Origin of the sequence: Micromonospora sp. Mcm103 (assembly GCF_024519755.1) — a bacterium.
Classification (GTDB): Bacteria; Actinomycetota; Actinomycetes; order Mycobacteriales; family Micromonosporaceae; genus Micromonospora; species Micromonospora aurantiaca.
The window spans coordinates 56,530-70,618 of the sequence record NZ_JALJRJ010000017.1; the positions used below are offsets into that span (position 1 = coordinate 56,530).

Consider the following 14,089-nt stretch of genomic DNA (forward strand, 5'->3'; position numbering starts at 1 on the left):
GTACGCCTCAGCCGGCGAGTGCGTCGACGTCGCGCATCTCCTCGGCGGTGAGCGAGAACCCGAACACGTCGACGTTGGCGCGGATGCGCTCCGGCGTGACCGACTTCGGGATGACCACGATCTCGTGGTCGATGTGCCAGCGCAGCACCACCTGGGCCGGCGACACGTCGTGCGCCTGGGCGATGCGGACCAGCACCGGGTCGGACAGGTCACTGGCCTTGAACGGGCTGTACCCCTCCAGCGCCACGCCCCGGTCCCGGTGGGCGGCGTGGGTGTGCCTGTCGTACAGCGACGGGCTCCAGCGGATCTGGTTGACCGCCGGCGTCTCCTCGGTGGCCTGGATCAGCTCGTCGATCTGCCCGATCGAGTAGTTGCTCACCCCGACCGTGCGCGCCATGTTCTCGTCCCGCGCGGCGAGCATCTCCCGCCACACCGGGATGCTGTCGCCCGGCGCGGACGGCGGCCAGTGCACCAGCCACAGGTCGACGTAGTCGGTGTCCAGGGCGGCCAGGCTGGCCTCGATGGTCTCCCGTTCCCGGCCCACCCGGTCCGGCGGCAGCTTGGTGGTGATGAAGACGTCCTCGCGGCGCAGCCCGCTCTCCTTGACCGCCCGCCCGACCTCCTTCTCGTTGCCGTACATGGTGGCCGTGTCGATGTGCCGGTAGCCGGCGTCCAGCGCGGCGAGCACCGCCTGGTACCCGGCCTCGCCGGTGGCCTGCCACGTGCCGAAGCCGAGCAGCGGGATCCGGACGTCGCCGGGGAGCGGAAGGGTGGGCTGGTCGCTGTCCATGTCCCCCGTTCTACCCCGGTTGGCCGCACACACACCGGCATCCCGGCGCGTACGGCGGGTCTGGGGGAGGATGCGGGGATGGCGGACCGGCTGGAGGAGTACCGGCGGAAACGGGACGCCGCGCGTACCCCGGAACCGGTGCCCGAGCGGGCTGCCGGCCGGAAGCGGTCCGCGCGGCGCGCGCCCCGCTTCGTCATCCAGCAGCACCACGCCCGGAGCCTGCACTGGGACCTGCGCCTGGAGCACGACGGCGTGCTGGCCTCCTGGGCGGTGCCGCGCGGCCTGCCGCGCGACCCGGGCCGCAACCACCTGGCGGTGCACACCGAGGACCACCCGATGGAGTACCTGACGTTCCACGGGGAGATCCCCACCGGGGAGTACGGCGGCGGGCGGATGACAGTGCACGACACCGGCACCTACCGCGCGGAGAAGTGGCGCGACGACGAGGTGATCGTGGTGCTCGACGGCGAGCGCACGAAGGGCCGGTACGTCCTGTTCGCCACCGGCGGGCGGGGCCGGGACTGGATGATCAGGCGCACCGACCCGGCACCGGAGGGCTGGACGCCGATGCCCGAGCTGGTCCGCCCGATGCTCCCCGCCGAGGGCGGGCGGCTGCCGCGCGACGCCGCCGCCTGGGGGTACGAGCTGCGCTGGGCGGGCGTGCGCGCGACGGCGTACGTCTCGGGCGGCCGGCTGCGGCTGCTCGACGGCGACGACACCGACGTCACCGGGTCGTACCCCTGGGCGCGGGCGATGGCCGAGGCGCTGGCCCCGGCCGAGGCGGTGCTCGACGGCGTGCTGGTCCGGATCGACCCGGCCGGGCGGGTCCGTCCGCCGACCCGGCGCGACGGTCAGTTCCTCGCCGTCGACCTGCTCTGGCTGGAGGGCGTGTCCAGCCTCGACGTGCCGTACGCGCAACGCCGTGACCTGCTCGACGGTCTGGCGCTCACCGGTCCGCACTGGCAGACTCCGCCGTGGTTCCCGGGAGTCGGCGCGGACGCCCTACGGGCCGCCCGTGAGCAGGGGCTCCCGGGAGTGGTGGCGAAACGCCTCGACTCCCCGTACGAGCCGGGCCGGCGCAGCCGGCACTGGCTGAGCATCGACGCGAGCTGAGGACCACCGTGCACCTGACGCACCTGGAGTGCCCGCGCTGCGGCAGTGAACACCCGGCCGACGTGTTGCAGAACCTGTGCGGCTGCGGCTCGCCGCTGCTGGCCCGTTACGACCTCGCCGCGGTGGCCGCCACCGTCGCGCCCGAGCAGTTCGGGCTGCGCCCGGCCGACCTGTGGCGCTACCGGGAGCTGCTGCCGGTGGCCGACCCCCGGTGTGTCACCACGCTGGGCGAGGGCTGGACGCCGATGTGGCGCGCGCCGGCGTACGGCCACGAGATCGGCATCGCGGACCTGATCGTCAAGGACGAGGGGCTGACGCCGACCGGGTCGTTCAAGGCGCGCGGCGCGTCGGTGGGCGTGAGCCGGGCCCGGGAGCTGGGCGTGCGGCGGATCGCCATGCCCACGAACGGCAACGCGGGAGCGGCCTGGGCCACGTACGCGGCGCGGGCCGGGATGGGCGCGACGATCGCCATGCCGCTGGCCGCGCCGACGATCTGCCGCGAGGAGTGCCTCGCCGCCGGCGCCGACCTGCGGCTGATCGACGGCCTGATAAACGACGCGGGCCGGGAGATCGCCGAGCTGATCGCCGGGTCGGACGGCGGGATCTTCGACGCCGGCACGCTGCGCGAGCCGTACCGCCTCGAAGGCAAGAAGACCATGGGGTACGAGATCGTCGAGCAGCTCGGCTGGCAGGTGCCCGACGTGATCGTCTATCCGACCGGCGGGGGCGTCGGGCTGATCGGCATCCACAAGGCGCTGCACGAGCTGCGCGAGCTGGGCTGGGTGGAGGACCGGCTGCCCCGCCTGGTCGCGGTGCAGTCCACCGGGTGCGCGCCGATCGTGCGGGCGTTCGCGGCCGGCGAGGAGCGCGTCACCCCGTGGGAGGACGCGCACACCGTCGCGTTCGGCATCACCGTCCCGGCCCCGCTCGGCGACGAGCTGATCCTGTCCGCGCTGCGGGAGAGCGCCGGCACCGCGATCGCGGTGGACGACGCGGAGATCCTCACCGACCTGCGCGACTTCGCCGCCCGGGAAGGGCTGCTGCTCTGTCCGGAGGGCGCGGCCTGCCTGACCGCCGCCCGGCACCTGCGCGCGGGCGGGTGGATCCGGCCCGGTGAGCGCGTGGTGGTGCTGAACACCGGGGCCGGCGTCAAGTATCCGGGTCTGGTGCACAGCGGGGCGCCCGTCTGACAGGCGAGGTCGTGGCGCCCCGCTCGAACCGCAGTCAGGAGGTGGGCGGCTCGTCCTCGCCCGCCTCCTCGGCGGCGTCCGCCTCCTCCTTCGTCTTGTGCACCGCACCGTCGGCGTGCTCGGGCGGCCCGTAGACGGTGTAGAGCACCAGCGGGTTCGGCCCGGTGTTGACGAAGTTGTGCTTCGTGCCGGCCGGTACGACCACCAGGTCGCCGGAGACGACCTCCTTCTTCTCCCCGGCCACCCGCGCCTCGCCGGTGCCGCTGACGAACGTGAGGATCTGGTCGATGCCCTCGTGGACCTCCTCGCCGATCTCGCCGCCCGGCGGAATGGTCATGATGACCAGCTGGGTGTGCTCCCCGGTCCAGAGCACGCGGCGGAAGTCGGGACTCTTCTCGGCGACTGTCGCGATAGTGAAATGCTCCATGGCCCGCTCATACCCCGATCACGCGCCCGCCACGCCGGGAGTCGCAGATGGTGGAATTCCCCACGCCGATCCGGTTTGGATGCCCTGAGACGGGGCATGTGCTGCCGACAAGACCGGTGCGGGCTGGGCCGGTCGAGCCAGGTCCCCGCCGGCGTACCGCCGTACGGCTGCGGTGGTGGGAGACGGCCGGAGCGCGGCGACGTTACGACCGGAGGTCGTGCGGCGCCGTGCGCTCGTCTGCGGGTCCGGTCAGGCCAGCACGGCCAGGTGGAACGGGCGGTCCGCGTGCCCGCTCGCGCCGTGCGTCTCGACGAACACCGCGTTGGCGATGCCCGAGCGTGGCGCCACGGTGATGACGCCCTGCGGTACCAGCCCGTTCGCCGTCGCGAGACCGACCGTCCCGACGTACGCCGCCCCGGCCACGTCCTGGTCGAACGCGACCTGGTACATCCCGGCGGCGAGCCGGGTGGCCGAGGTGGCGCCGAGGCCCCGGACGAGCCGTCCGTTGGCGTCGACCACGGCGAACAGCATGCGCGCGGTAGGCGGCAACCCGACCGGGGAACACGAGTTGATCTCGGTGTCGGCGCGCGCGGCCTCCCGCATGCTCGGGATCGGCTGGCCGGTGGTCTCCCTCCTTGCCCTGCGGCTCGGCATGGTGTTCCTCTCTCCCGCCGGTACGCCTGCAGGAGGCGTTCGTACACTTCCGGGCGATCGTCGGCGGTCCCCCTCGGTGATTCCGACGCTATGTCGGCGAGCCGCCCGGCAACCAGCCGGAGAGCTGTCCGATCACTGACAGTGGACGGCTCTGAGCTGCGGAAACGTCGGTCCGATGGTCGATGTCGCGGCTCGCCCCGCCGGCCCCTGCGACGCCCGCTCCGGCACCGGAGGCGACCGGAATTCATGACGTAGCGCAATCATCTGGCTACATTGAAGTATGGTGCCGCCGCTTCGAGGTCGACCTCCGGCCTACCGCCCGGTGCTTGCCGCGCGGCGCGGGGAACTGGAGGCGCTGACCCGGCTCGACGACGCCTCCGCCGCGCTGCTCGCACCGATCCTCGACGTTCCGGCCGACGCGCCGTCCATCGTGGACGCGTTGAGCCGGCTGCCCGACGGACTGCTGCCCGCCGTCGACGTGTCGGCGCTGCCGGACAGCGCGGACCACGATCCGGCCCGCTGGGGCGTACCGCTGGTGCCGGTGATCGGTCTCGCGGACAGTGACCGGCGGCTGGCCGCGCACGGCGCGGCGGCCCGGGTCTGGGCGCACCACGCGGTGGTCCGGTTGCGCGTCGGTCCGGACCGGGCCGGGCCGGACGCCGCGACGGCGGCCGCGGAACGGGTGTGGCGGGTGACCGGACTGCTGCCCGAGCAGTGCGACCTGCTGCTCGACGCCGGGGACGTGTGCTGCCGGGCCGACGTCCGACTGGCCGAGCCGCGGGTCCGGCGGGCGGCGCAGTGGGCCCGGCGGCACGCCTGGCGCTCGGTCACGGTGGCCGCGGGCGGGATGCCGCCGTCGCTGTCCCGGCTACCGGTGGACGAACCGGTGCGGCTGGACCGCTACGACTGGTCGCTCTGGCGGCGCCTGGCCGACCTGGGCCTCGGATACGGCGACTACGGCGTCTGCTGCGCGGTACGGGACGCGGACGAGCCGGGCGACCGGACCCCGACGCTGCGCTGGGCCGCCGACGACGCGTGGTGGGTGTACCGCTGGTCGCGGCGAGGCGGGCGGGGCGACGAACGCTTCGCCGACCTGTGCCGCACGCTCACCACAGCGCCACACTGGTCGACGGCCGGGGCCGGCTTCTCCTGGGGCGACCACGAGATCGTCCGGCGGGCCCGGCGGGGTGCGGGCGCGGGCTCACCGGCGAACTGGATCGCATGGAGCACCTCGCACCATCTGGCGCACGTGCTGGCAACGCTGGTCCGGCCGGAACCGGACCAGCGGGCCGGCTGAGCTCACTCCTTCTCGGTGAACCCGAACTGGACCACGCCCTCCTCGTCGACGAGCGCGTCCACAGACGTGTCGTTGAGCAGCTCGGCCGCGTCCGAGTCGAGGAAGATGCGCGCCCCCTCGGTGTCCACCACCTGGTCGCCCTGCACCGGCTGCGGCACCAGCTCGATCGAGAGCGAACCGGCGTCGGTGTCGGCGGCGATGCGCAGCCCGCCCGCGTCGGCGACGTCCTGCTGGGCGGCGAGGTCACGGATCACCAGGACGGCGTTGTCGGTCATGGTCAGCATGGCTGAACTCCTCATGGCTGGATGTCGGGTTTCGCGGGCGACACGGCCCACGCGGTCGGCTCGCGACCCGGAAGCGGGCGAGACACGGTCCCGCCGCGCTGGAAGCAGGGCGGTTCCCCGGCCCTCACCCCCACCGTGCCCGCTGCCAGGTCATCCGTCAAACGGAACCCGGCGATCGGCCGCTCCCCGGTGACCAGGTGTTTTCCCCGATCCGGACCGGGAACACCGGGGGTTTACGGTCACCGCATCGGCGGCCGCAAATAACCTTTCGCGCCGGAGTCTTTTCCGCAGGAAATCTCCGTGGCAGCATCGTCCCATGCATCGACGCCTATTCCCCCGGGCGCTCGCGGTGCTGGCGCTGGTCGCCACCGCGGCCGCCGCCGGCACCACCACCGCCACCGCTGAAGCGCCCACCCCCGCGCAGACCCGGCTGAACGCCACAATCGACGCGGTCCTCGCCGACAGCCGCCTCAACGGGGCGCAGGCGGGAGTGGTCGTCGTCGACACCACCACCGGCCGTACGCTCTACGACCGCAACGGCACCCGGCGGCTCATCCCCGCCTCCAACACCAAGCTGCTCACCTCGGCGGCGGCGATGGAACTCCTCGGCCCCGGTCACCGCTTCACCACCGAGGTCAGCGCCGACGGGTCGCACCGCGCCGGGATGCTCTCCGGCGACCTCTACCTGCGCGGCGGCGGCGACCCCACCATCCTCGCCGCCGACTACGACCGCCTCGCGCAGCAGGTCGCCGCGGCGGGCGTACGCGTGGTCGCGGGCGATCTGGTCGCCGACGACACCCGCTACGACAAGGGCCGGCTCGGTCCGGACTGGACCTGGGACGACGAGCCCTACTACTACGCCGCGCAGGTGTCCGCGCTGACGGTCGCCCCGGACACCGACTACGACGCCGGCACCGTGATCGTGCACGCCACCCCCGGCACGCGGGCCGGCGCACGGCCGAAGATCTCCATGACGCCGGAGAACGGCTGGCTGCGGATCGACAACCGGGCCGAGACGGTCGCCGACGGCGAGACGAGCATCTCCTTCGAGCGCGAGCACGGCGGCAACACCGTGGTGGTGACCGGCCAGATCGCGGTCGGCCGAGCCGCCGAGAGCGACTGGGTCACCGTGTGGGAACCGACCGGGTACGCCGCCGACGTGTTCCGCTCCGCGCTGCGGCGCCACGGCGTACGGGTGCTCGGCCGGACCGTGCTCGGCACCGCCACCCCCGACACCGCCAAGCCGCTCGCCCGGCACGACTCGATGCCGCTGGCCGACCTGATGGTGCCGTTCCTCAAGCTCTCCAACAACGGTCACGCCGAGGTGCTCACAAAGGAACTGGGCCGGCAGCTGTCCGGGGCCGGCACCTGGGCCGCCGGGCTGTCCGCGATCAGCGGATACGTGGGCGACGCCGGAGTGGACACCGGCACGCTGCGCCAGCGCGACGGGTCCGGCCTGTCCCGGCGCAACCTGGTCCCACCGGCCCAGTTCGTCACGCTGCTCTCGGCGGTCCGCGCCGAACCGTGGTTCGACACCTGGTACGCCGCGCTGCCGGTGGCCGGCAACCCGGACCGGTTCGTGGGCGGGACGCTGCGCAGCCGGATGGGCGGCACCGCCGCCGCGAACAACGTGCACGCCAAGACCGGCAGCCTGACCGGCGCGTCGGCGCTCTCCGGTTACGTCACCGACGCCGACGGACGGCTGCTCGCGTTCTCGATCGTGCTGAACAACTACCTCACCTCGTCGGTGAAGGGGCTGGAGGACCAGATCGCCATCGCGCTCGCCTCGTACACCGAGAAGGAGACGGCGACCGCCCGGCGGACGGTGCCGGTCGCGCCCGAGTCGCCGCGTGTACCGGAGGGGCGGGAGTGCTCCTGGGTGAAGCCCGCACTCTGCTGACCGGCCCGGCCGCCCCGGTGCTCAGGCGCCGGGGCGGTACGGGCGCGGGTCGGCGGCGGGGTCGCCGCGCTCGACGAGTGCATCGATCTCGGCCGGCGGCAGTCCGCGCAGAGTGAGCACCCGGCGGCCCCACACGTGCAGGCGGCACGGGTGCGGGCTGGCGTCGTTGCGGCAGATGGTCCCGCCCGACCAGGCCCGCGGCGCGTGCACCACCACCGCCCGCACCGCGAACTGGACGTCCTCGACCGTCACGTACGGCGGCATCGGGATCTCGCGCAGCACGTCACGGTCGGTGCGCGGGCGGGCGGGGGCGACGGGTGCAGGGCCGGTCATCGGTCGGGCCTCCACAGAGGATGGTCGGACGGGACAACGGAAACGTACGACGCCCGGCCGGGTACGCGACGGACAAACTGTCCCCGCTCAGCGCAGCGCCACCGCCTGCAGGCTGACGTTGCCGCAGTCGCCCAGCGACTCCTCCACCGTCCAGCTCATCAGCAGCCGCGCGCCACGCGAGGCACGGAACTTGATCGTGAACTCGGTGGTGAGCGCGGTGTGCGGATCCTCCATCCGGAGCGTGGTCACCGGGCCGCCGCTGGAGACGCGCACGTCGAGGCGGCCCCGGGCCATCCAGAGTCCGGCGTACAGACGCACCGTGCGCTGCTGCCCGTCGGCGGCCACCGACAGGTTGAACCCGCTGCCCCGGTGGCAGGTGTAGACGCCGGACATGGTGCCGCTCGCCGACGCGACCGGGTTGCCGTCACGCCACGCGTACGCCTCGGGGTTGTTGCTGAAGCTCTCCCGCCGCCCCCGGCCACCCTCGTCGCGGATCTCGCCGGAGCCGCCGCGCTTGCGGACCGTCCGGTCGGCGCCGGTGAGCCCCCAGTGGACCCAGTCGGTGGGCCCGGCGGCGGTGAGGTCGACGGTGGCGGGGACCTCGGCGCGGGTCACGGTGACGGTCGGCGGGAGCGCGGGCGTCGGTGACGGTGACTGCGTGGACGGCGACGGGCTCGGCGACGGCGGCCGCTGGCGGGGACGCAGCCCCGGGTTGACCACCGTGTCGTCGGCCTCGTTCGGCAGCCCGACCCGGCCGGGTGGCGCCACCGGCACTCCGGCGTGCTCCTCGCGCGGCGTGTCGTGCCGTTCGACGCCCAGGTAGACCGCCAGTGCCGCCAGGCAGAGAAGGGCGGCCAGCCCTTCGAGCATCAGCCGACGCCGGCGGCGCAGCCGGCGCAACGCGGACCGGGTACGCGGAAGGCCGTGCCGGTGCGAGCCGGGGCCGGTACGCGAACGGTCCTCCTGGCCCACCACACCCTCCACTTCGGTCACGACACCGCCGGATACGACAGGTGTGCGACGGGCTTCACGGTGTCACCGGACGGCTCTTTGCGCCATATGTCGAGTGACGGGCGTTTCCAGTTCGTTACCTGGCGACCGCTCGCCGGACCGGCCGCTCAGCTTAGCGTGATCGCCTGCAACGCCACCCCGTCGTTCTGGCCGCCGGTCACGGTCAGGGCCTGCCACCTGATCAGCAGCCGCTCCCCCGGGGCCGCCCGGAAGCGGATGACGTACTGGTAGAAGCGGTCGCCCGCGGCGAGGGCGACCTCGCGGACGGCGGGGTCGCCACCACTGGACAGCGACAGGTCCAGCCGCGCACCGGCCGAGAAGGTGCCGACGAACAGCCGGACCGTACGCAGATCACCGCTCCCGGCCACGCCGAGCGTGAAGCTCTTCCCGGCGCCGCGCTGGAAGACACCCGCCCGGGTGCCCTCCTGACGCGCCGTCGGCGTGCCGTCGGTCCACTGCAGATCACAGGCGCCCGCGTTGTGCTCCAGCCGCTCGCCACCCGGGTCCTGGATCTCGCCGGTGCCGCCCGCCTTGCGGTGGAAGCTGTCCGCGCCGGTACCGCCCCAGTGCCGCCAGTCCCGCGTACCGAGTTCGGTGAGCGACAACGACCCCGGCAGCGGCGCCAGGTCCACGTCGAGCAGCGGCCCGCCGGGTGCTTGGTCGCTCGGTGCTTGATCGCCGGGTGCTTGATCGCCGGGTGCTTGGTCGCTGGGTGCTTGGTCGCTGGGTGCTTGGTTGCCGGGTGCCGCCACGGGCGCGGTCTCCCGGGTCAGCGGGGGTGGCGTGGACGACCGGGCCGCGAACGCCAGCGCCGCCACCAGGCCGGTCACGGCCACCGCCGACAGCACGGCGCGTCGACGTCGACGGCGAGCGCGGGCCACCGCGACGCGGGTGGCCGGGGCGTCGGGCGGTGGACGCATCGGACCGGCGATCGGGGCGATGGTCCGGCCCAGCCGGGTCTTCGCCGCTCGGGCCGCGGTGCGCAGCCGGACGCCGATCCCGCCGGCCACGTCGGGCAGGCTGCCGGTCAGGTCGGCGAGGCGTGCCGGGATGCTCTCCCGGGCGGAGTGCCGACCCGGTCTCGCCTCCGCCAGCGGGTCCGCCCCGGCTGGCTCGGCCGGACCGAGGGCGGCGCCTGCCGACCCGGCCGGATCGTGGGCGGTGCCTGCCGACTCGACCGGGCCGAGGGTGTTGCCTGCCGACGTCGCCGGCTCGGCGGTGGCGGCCGGCCGGGCCGGCGACGGACCGGACAGGTGCAGTCCGATGGGCGCCGGCCCGACCAGCGGAACCCGGCCGCCGGTCGGATTCGGACGGGCCTCGCGGCCGACGGGCGCCGGCGCCACCGGTACGAGCGGGCCTGGTCCGAGCCGGTCCGGGGCGAACGGAGTCGACGCACGTGAGCCGGGCGCGACGGGAGCCGCCGCACCGGGTTCCGGCACGACGGGACCGGCCGGGCGTGCGCCGGGCCCGGAGGTGTCGACCGGAAGCGGGCCTGCGGCGGAAAGGTCGGAAGCCGACGGGACGGAGGTGCGCGGAGGCGGCCAGACAGCGGTACCCGGCGGTTCCAGATCCCCCACGGGAACTCGATCGTCCGGGTCGGCCGTTGGACGGTCGCCGTCCGGCGGGGTCACCGTCCGGGGCGCGGCGGGATCCGTGTCCCCGGGCAGGCGGCGTGGACCGGCGGGGCGCTCCGGCGCGTCGGCCGCGTCGTCCGGGGTGGGCAGCCAGCCCCCGACCCGGATCCCGGTACGCGCGATGTCGTCCTCAGCCACCGACCCTCCCTCGGCCACCGGCGGCGAGCGGCCCGGCCCCGTGGCTCGCCGTAGGGAGGATGACACAGAACGCGATCTTGCAGAAGGCGTCAGCCCCTCGCAATTCCCACGCCCGCCGCCCGCCGACCACCCTCGACCGTCGGGTCGATCATGAAGTTGGCGGCCGCAGAACGGGCATCCAGTGCCGCTAAGTTCATGATCGACGCGTGTCAGCGACCGCGGGCGGGGGTCAGCGGCGGGTTCGGTGTTGGATGCCTCGGGTGGGGTGCCAGCTCTCGATCACGAGGTGGTCGGGTGGGTCGCCGACCCGGGTGAGCACCACCTCGGTCAGCTCGATCCGGAAGCTGTGCGAGCCGTCCTCGGCGGGCGGCTCCTCGTGCGCCCGGCCGGCGATCTTCGCGTCCCCGTCCCAGGTGGACGGGTCGTCCGGCGGGGCGTCCTCGGTCGGGCTGTGCAGCGCCACCCGGGGATCGCGGCGCAGGTCGAGCGCCTTGACCGCGCCGGCCATGCTGCCCAGCCGCAGCTGCCCGTCGTCACCGAAGTCGAACTCGGTGCCGCTGATCCGCGGCGAGCCGTCCCGGCGCAGTGTCGCCATCGTGCCGTGCTTGCGGACCGCGAAGCGGGCGCGTACCCGCGCCGCGAACTCGGGCTCCGCCGCCACCAGATCGGACCACCATGTCATGTGCCCGAGTGTGTCCGGAAAACCTGACAACCCGCGGCACATTTCCCGGCGGACTCAGCCCACCTGGAAACCGAGCGCCTGGGCCAGCATCACCGCCTGCTCGGCGTCGATCCGGGCACCGGAACGCTGCACCGCCGTCGGGTCGAGCGCGGACAGGTCGCTGCCGCGCAGGTCGGCCCGGATCAGCTTGGCGGCGTGCAACTGGGCGCCGGAGAGGTCCACGCCGGTCAGCGTCGCGCCGGTCAGGTCGGCGCCGCTCAGGTCGACCTCCCGCATCCGTACGTCGGTGATCCGCGCCCCGCGCAGGTCGGCGCCGGCGAGCGTGACGAAGGACCAGTCGCCCCGGTCGACCCGCAGCGGGCGCAGGTCGCAGCGGTCGAACGTGCTGCCGACCAGCTTGCAGCCGGTGAACTCGGCCTCGAAGAGGTTGCACTTGGTGAACGAGCACCTGGTGAACGCCGAGTCGGTGTGCCGGGAGGCGTTGAACGCCACGTTGCCGAACACGCAGTCGGTGAAGACCGCGCCCCGGCTGACCGCCTCGGTCAGGTCGACGTGGAAGAACTCGCATCGCACGAAGTGCCGGTCGGCCAGCTCCTCGGCGTACCAGTCCTGCTGGCGGTAGGTGACGTCCTCGACCGGCTCGGGCATGCCACCGACCCTAGTGACACTTTCCGGCCGCGGTACCTGCGGGTAGGTTTCGCGTCGTGAGTGTCACGGTGAGCACCGACCCCGGCCACGTCGGCTTCGATCCCGCCCGGCTGGCGCGGATCGACGATCACTTCGCCCGGTACGTCGACGACGGCCGGCTCGCCGGCTGGCAGATCGTCGTCACCCGCCGCGGCGAGGTCGCCCACTCCTCGACGTACGGGCTGCGGGACCGGGAGGCCGGTACGCCGGTCGAGCCGGACACGCTCTGGCGCATCTACTCGATGACCAAGCCGATCACCTCGGTCGCCGCGATGATGCTCTGGGAGGAGGGCCGGTTCGAGCTGAACGACCCGGTGAGCCGCTGGCTGCCGGAGTTCGCCGACGTACGCGTCTACGACCGGGGTTCGGTGCTCAAGCCGTACACCGTGCCGGCGGTCGAGCCGATCCGGATCTGGCACCTGCTCACCCACACCGCCGGCCTGACGTACGGCTTCGCCCAGGTCTCGGTGGTCGACGGCCTGTACCGGGCGGCGGGCTTCGACCTGGGTGTGCCGGCGGGCGCGGACCTGGCGGCGGCCTCGGCCGGACTGGCCCGGCTGCCGCTGCTGTTCCAGCCGGGCACGAGCTGGAACTACGGCGTCTCCACCGACGTGCTGGGCCGCCTGGTCGAGGTGATCTCCGGGCAGTCGCTGGACGCGTTCTTCGCCGAGCGGATCCTGGGCCCGCTGGGCATGACCGACACCCGCTGGTGGGTGGACGCGGCGGACGCCAAGCGCCTGGCCGCGCTCTACGCCCCGCACCCGGCCACCGGCCAGGCGGTACGCGCCGACGGGGTGGGCCGGGCCGCGCTGGCGGAGCCGACCTGGCACTCCGGCGGCGGGGGGCTGGTCTCCACGGCGGCCGACTACCACCGGTTCACCCAGTTCCTGCTGCGCGGCGGCGAGCTGGACGGGGTCCGCCTGCTGGGCCCGCGCACGGTGCGTTTCATGACCCGCAACCATCTGCCGGGCAACCGGGACCTGGCCTCGTTCTCGCCGGAAGGCTTCGCCGAGACGATCCTCGACGGGATCGGCTTCGGGCTGGGCTTCGCGGTGGTGCTGGACCCGGTGCCGTCGCGGGTGCCGAGCAGCGTCGGCGAGTTCTACTGGGGCGGCCTGGCCAGTACCGCGTTCTGGGTGGACCCGGTGGAGGAGGTCACCGCGCTGCTGTTCACCCAGCTGATGCCGTCGAGCACGTACCCGCTGCGCAGCCAGCTGCGCCAGCTCGTCTACTCGGCGATCGTCGACTGAGCCGGTTCTGCGGAACTTCCCGCCGCCCGCCGGTGGGCTGCCTAGCCTGTGAGGCATGAGCGACATCGTCGTGTTCGGCGCCGGCGGGACGGCGGGCTCGCGGATCGCGGCCGAGGCGGCCGAGCGGGGGCACCGGGTGACAGCGGCGGTGCGGCGTCCGGAGGCGGTCGGCTACCTACCCCCAGGCGTACGCACGGTGACCGGCGACGCCACCTCGGCGCGCAGCGTACGCGAATTGGCCGAGGATGCGGACGTGCTGGTGGTGGCCATCGGCGGCGGCGAGCGGGAGTTGTGGCGCGACGCCGCGCGGACGCTGGTCGACACGTTGCGTGAGTTGCCGGACCCACCGCGGGTGATCCACGTCGGCGGCGGCTCGACGCTGCTCACGCCGAAGGGCACCCGTTACCTGGACGAGCCGGACTTCCCGGAGGAGTACCGGGACTCGGCGCACGGCCAGGCCGACGCGCTGGAGTTCTATCGCACCAGCGCGGACGGTGTGACCTGGACGTACGTCTCGCCGCCGCCGCTGGAGTTCCACCCGGGTGAGCGGACCGGGCACTACCGCACCGGCACCGACCATCCGGTGACCGACGCGCAGGGCCGTTCGGTGCTCACGTACGAGGATCTGGCGGTGGCGATCGTCGACGAGATCGAGAATCAGCGGTTCGGCAACGCCCGGTTCACCGTCGCGTACTGATC

The 14,089-nt window shown here is 73.6% G+C and carries 15 protein-coding genes; 6 read left to right on the top strand and 9 right to left on the bottom strand.

Annotated elements, in window-relative coordinates:
• Positions 1-7: 7 nt before the first annotated feature.
• Positions 8-790, bottom strand: a complete 783-nt coding sequence (locus OC439_RS20850; protein WP_262014875.1) for an aldo/keto reductase — start codon at positions 788-790, stop codon at positions 8-10.
• Between the two features lie 78 nt (positions 791-868).
• Between OC439_RS20850 and OC439_RS20855 the strand changes: the two genes are divergently transcribed.
• Together OC439_RS20855 and OC439_RS20860 are read left to right on the top strand one after the other, a co-directional pair.
• Complete coding sequence (locus OC439_RS20855) at positions 869-1,903, top strand: DNA polymerase ligase N-terminal domain-containing protein (protein ID WP_262014876.1); 1,035 nt, start codon at positions 869-871, stop codon at positions 1,901-1,903.
• Between the two features lie 8 nt (positions 1,904-1,911).
• Positions 1,912-3,093 (top strand): threonine synthase, encoded by a 1,182-nt coding sequence (locus OC439_RS20860; protein WP_262014877.1) that lies wholly within the window; start codon positions 1,912-1,914, stop codon positions 3,091-3,093.
• A gap of 34 nt (positions 3,094-3,127) precedes the next feature.
• On the opposite strand, the gene OC439_RS20865 is transcribed toward OC439_RS20860, so the two are convergent.
• Both OC439_RS20865 and OC439_RS20870 read right to left on the bottom strand, forming a co-directional pair.
• Positions 3,128-3,520, bottom strand: a complete 393-nt coding sequence (locus tag OC439_RS20865; RefSeq protein ID WP_013284343.1) for a cupin domain-containing protein — start codon at positions 3,518-3,520, stop codon at positions 3,128-3,130.
• A gap of 249 nt (positions 3,521-3,769) precedes the next feature.
• Positions 3,770-4,174, bottom strand: coding sequence for a hypothetical protein (locus OC439_RS20870; protein WP_262014878.1), 405 nt, complete (start codon positions 4,172-4,174; stop codon positions 3,770-3,772).
• Between the two features lie 280 nt (positions 4,175-4,454).
• Here OC439_RS20870 and OC439_RS20875 point away from each other — a divergent pair, with 280 nt between their 5' ends.
• Positions 4,455-5,471, top strand: a complete 1,017-nt coding sequence (locus tag OC439_RS20875; protein ID WP_262014879.1) for a beta family protein — start codon at positions 4,455-4,457, stop codon at positions 5,469-5,471.
• A gap of 2 nt (positions 5,472-5,473) precedes the next feature.
• Here OC439_RS20875 and OC439_RS20880 read toward each other — a convergent pair whose 3' ends face one another.
• The gene (locus OC439_RS20880; protein WP_262014880.1) at positions 5,474-5,755 is read right to left on the bottom strand and encodes an iron-sulfur cluster biosynthesis family protein; all 282 of its coding nucleotides are present in this window, start codon (positions 5,753-5,755) and stop codon (positions 5,474-5,476) included.
• A gap of 316 nt (positions 5,756-6,071) precedes the next feature.
• On the opposite strand from OC439_RS20880, the gene dacB reads away from it, so the two are divergent.
• Positions 6,072-7,655 (top strand): D-alanyl-D-alanine carboxypeptidase/D-alanyl-D-alanine-endopeptidase, encoded by a 1,584-nt coding sequence (dacB, locus tag OC439_RS20885; protein ID WP_262014881.1) that lies wholly within the window; start codon positions 6,072-6,074, stop codon positions 7,653-7,655.
• Between the two features lie 21 nt (positions 7,656-7,676).
• Here the strand turns inward: dacB and OC439_RS20890 are convergent, their stop codons facing one another.
• The 5 genes from OC439_RS20890 to OC439_RS20910 all read right to left on the bottom strand — a co-directional run bounded on the left by OC439_RS20890 (position 7,677) and on the right by OC439_RS20910 (position 12,101).
• On the bottom strand, positions 7,677-7,988 hold the full coding sequence (locus OC439_RS20890) for a hypothetical protein (protein WP_262014882.1): 312 nt from the start codon (positions 7,986-7,988) through the stop codon (positions 7,677-7,679).
• An 87-nt stretch (positions 7,989-8,075) separates the two neighbouring features.
• Positions 8,076-8,981 (bottom strand): hypothetical protein, encoded by a 906-nt coding sequence (locus OC439_RS20895; RefSeq protein ID WP_262014883.1) that lies wholly within the window; start codon positions 8,979-8,981, stop codon positions 8,076-8,078.
• 125 nt (positions 8,982-9,106) lie between these two features.
• Entirely contained in the window at positions 9,107-10,771 is a 1,665-nt protein-coding gene (locus tag OC439_RS20900; RefSeq protein WP_262014884.1) for a hypothetical protein, read from the bottom strand.
• Between the two features lie 229 nt (positions 10,772-11,000).
• A complete protein-coding gene (locus tag OC439_RS20905; RefSeq protein ID WP_262014885.1) occupies positions 11,001-11,453 on the bottom strand; it encodes a pyridoxamine 5'-phosphate oxidase family protein in 453 nt (150 codons plus the stop codon).
• A gap of 54 nt (positions 11,454-11,507) precedes the next feature.
• Entirely contained in the window at positions 11,508-12,101 is a 594-nt protein-coding gene (locus OC439_RS20910) for a pentapeptide repeat-containing protein (protein ID WP_262014886.1), read from the bottom strand.
• 56 nt (positions 12,102-12,157) lie between these two features.
• Between OC439_RS20910 and OC439_RS20915 the strand changes: the two genes are divergently transcribed.
• Positions 12,158-13,390 (top strand): serine hydrolase domain-containing protein, encoded by a 1,233-nt coding sequence (locus OC439_RS20915; protein WP_262014887.1) that lies wholly within the window; start codon positions 12,158-12,160, stop codon positions 13,388-13,390.
• Positions 13,391-13,445: 55 nt separating this feature from the next.
• The gene (locus OC439_RS20920; protein ID WP_262014888.1) at positions 13,446-14,087 is read left to right on the top strand and encodes an NAD(P)-dependent oxidoreductase; all 642 of its coding nucleotides are present in this window, start codon (positions 13,446-13,448) and stop codon (positions 14,085-14,087) included.
• Positions 14,088-14,089: the final 2 nt, after the last annotated feature.

Coding starts and splice junctions, on each gene's coding strand:
- OC439_RS20865 (WP_013284343.1), bottom strand. CDS start 3,520: ATGGAGCATTTCACTATCGCGACAGTCGCCGAGAAGAGTCCCGACTTC.
- OC439_RS20870 (WP_262014878.1), bottom strand. CDS start 4,174: ATGCCGAGCCGCAGGGCAAGGAGGGAGACCACCGGCCAGCCGATCCCG.
- OC439_RS20880 (WP_262014880.1), bottom strand. CDS start 5,755: ATGCTGACCATGACCGACAACGCCGTCCTGGTGATCCGTGACCTCGCC.
- OC439_RS20905 (WP_262014885.1), bottom strand. CDS start 11,453: ATGACATGGTGGTCCGATCTGGTGGCGGCGGAGCCCGAGTTCGCGGCG.
- dacB (WP_262014881.1), top strand. CDS start 6,072: ATGCATCGACGCCTATTCCCCCGGGCGCTCGCGGTGCTGGCGCTGGTC.
- OC439_RS20910 (WP_262014886.1), bottom strand. CDS start 12,101: ATGCCCGAGCCGGTCGAGGACGTCACCTACCGCCAGCAGGACTGGTAC.
- OC439_RS20875 (WP_262014879.1), top strand. CDS start 4,455: ATGGTGCCGCCGCTTCGAGGTCGACCTCCGGCCTACCGCCCGGTGCTT.
- OC439_RS20920 (WP_262014888.1), top strand. CDS start 13,446: ATGAGCGACATCGTCGTGTTCGGCGCCGGCGGGACGGCGGGCTCGCGG.
- OC439_RS20850 (WP_262014875.1), bottom strand. CDS start 790: ATGGACAGCGACCAGCCCACCCTTCCGCTCCCCGGCGACGTCCGGATC.
- OC439_RS20890 (WP_262014882.1), bottom strand. CDS start 7,988: ATGACCGGCCCTGCACCCGTCGCCCCCGCCCGCCCGCGCACCGACCGT.
- OC439_RS20855 (WP_262014876.1), top strand. CDS start 869: ATGGCGGACCGGCTGGAGGAGTACCGGCGGAAACGGGACGCCGCGCGT.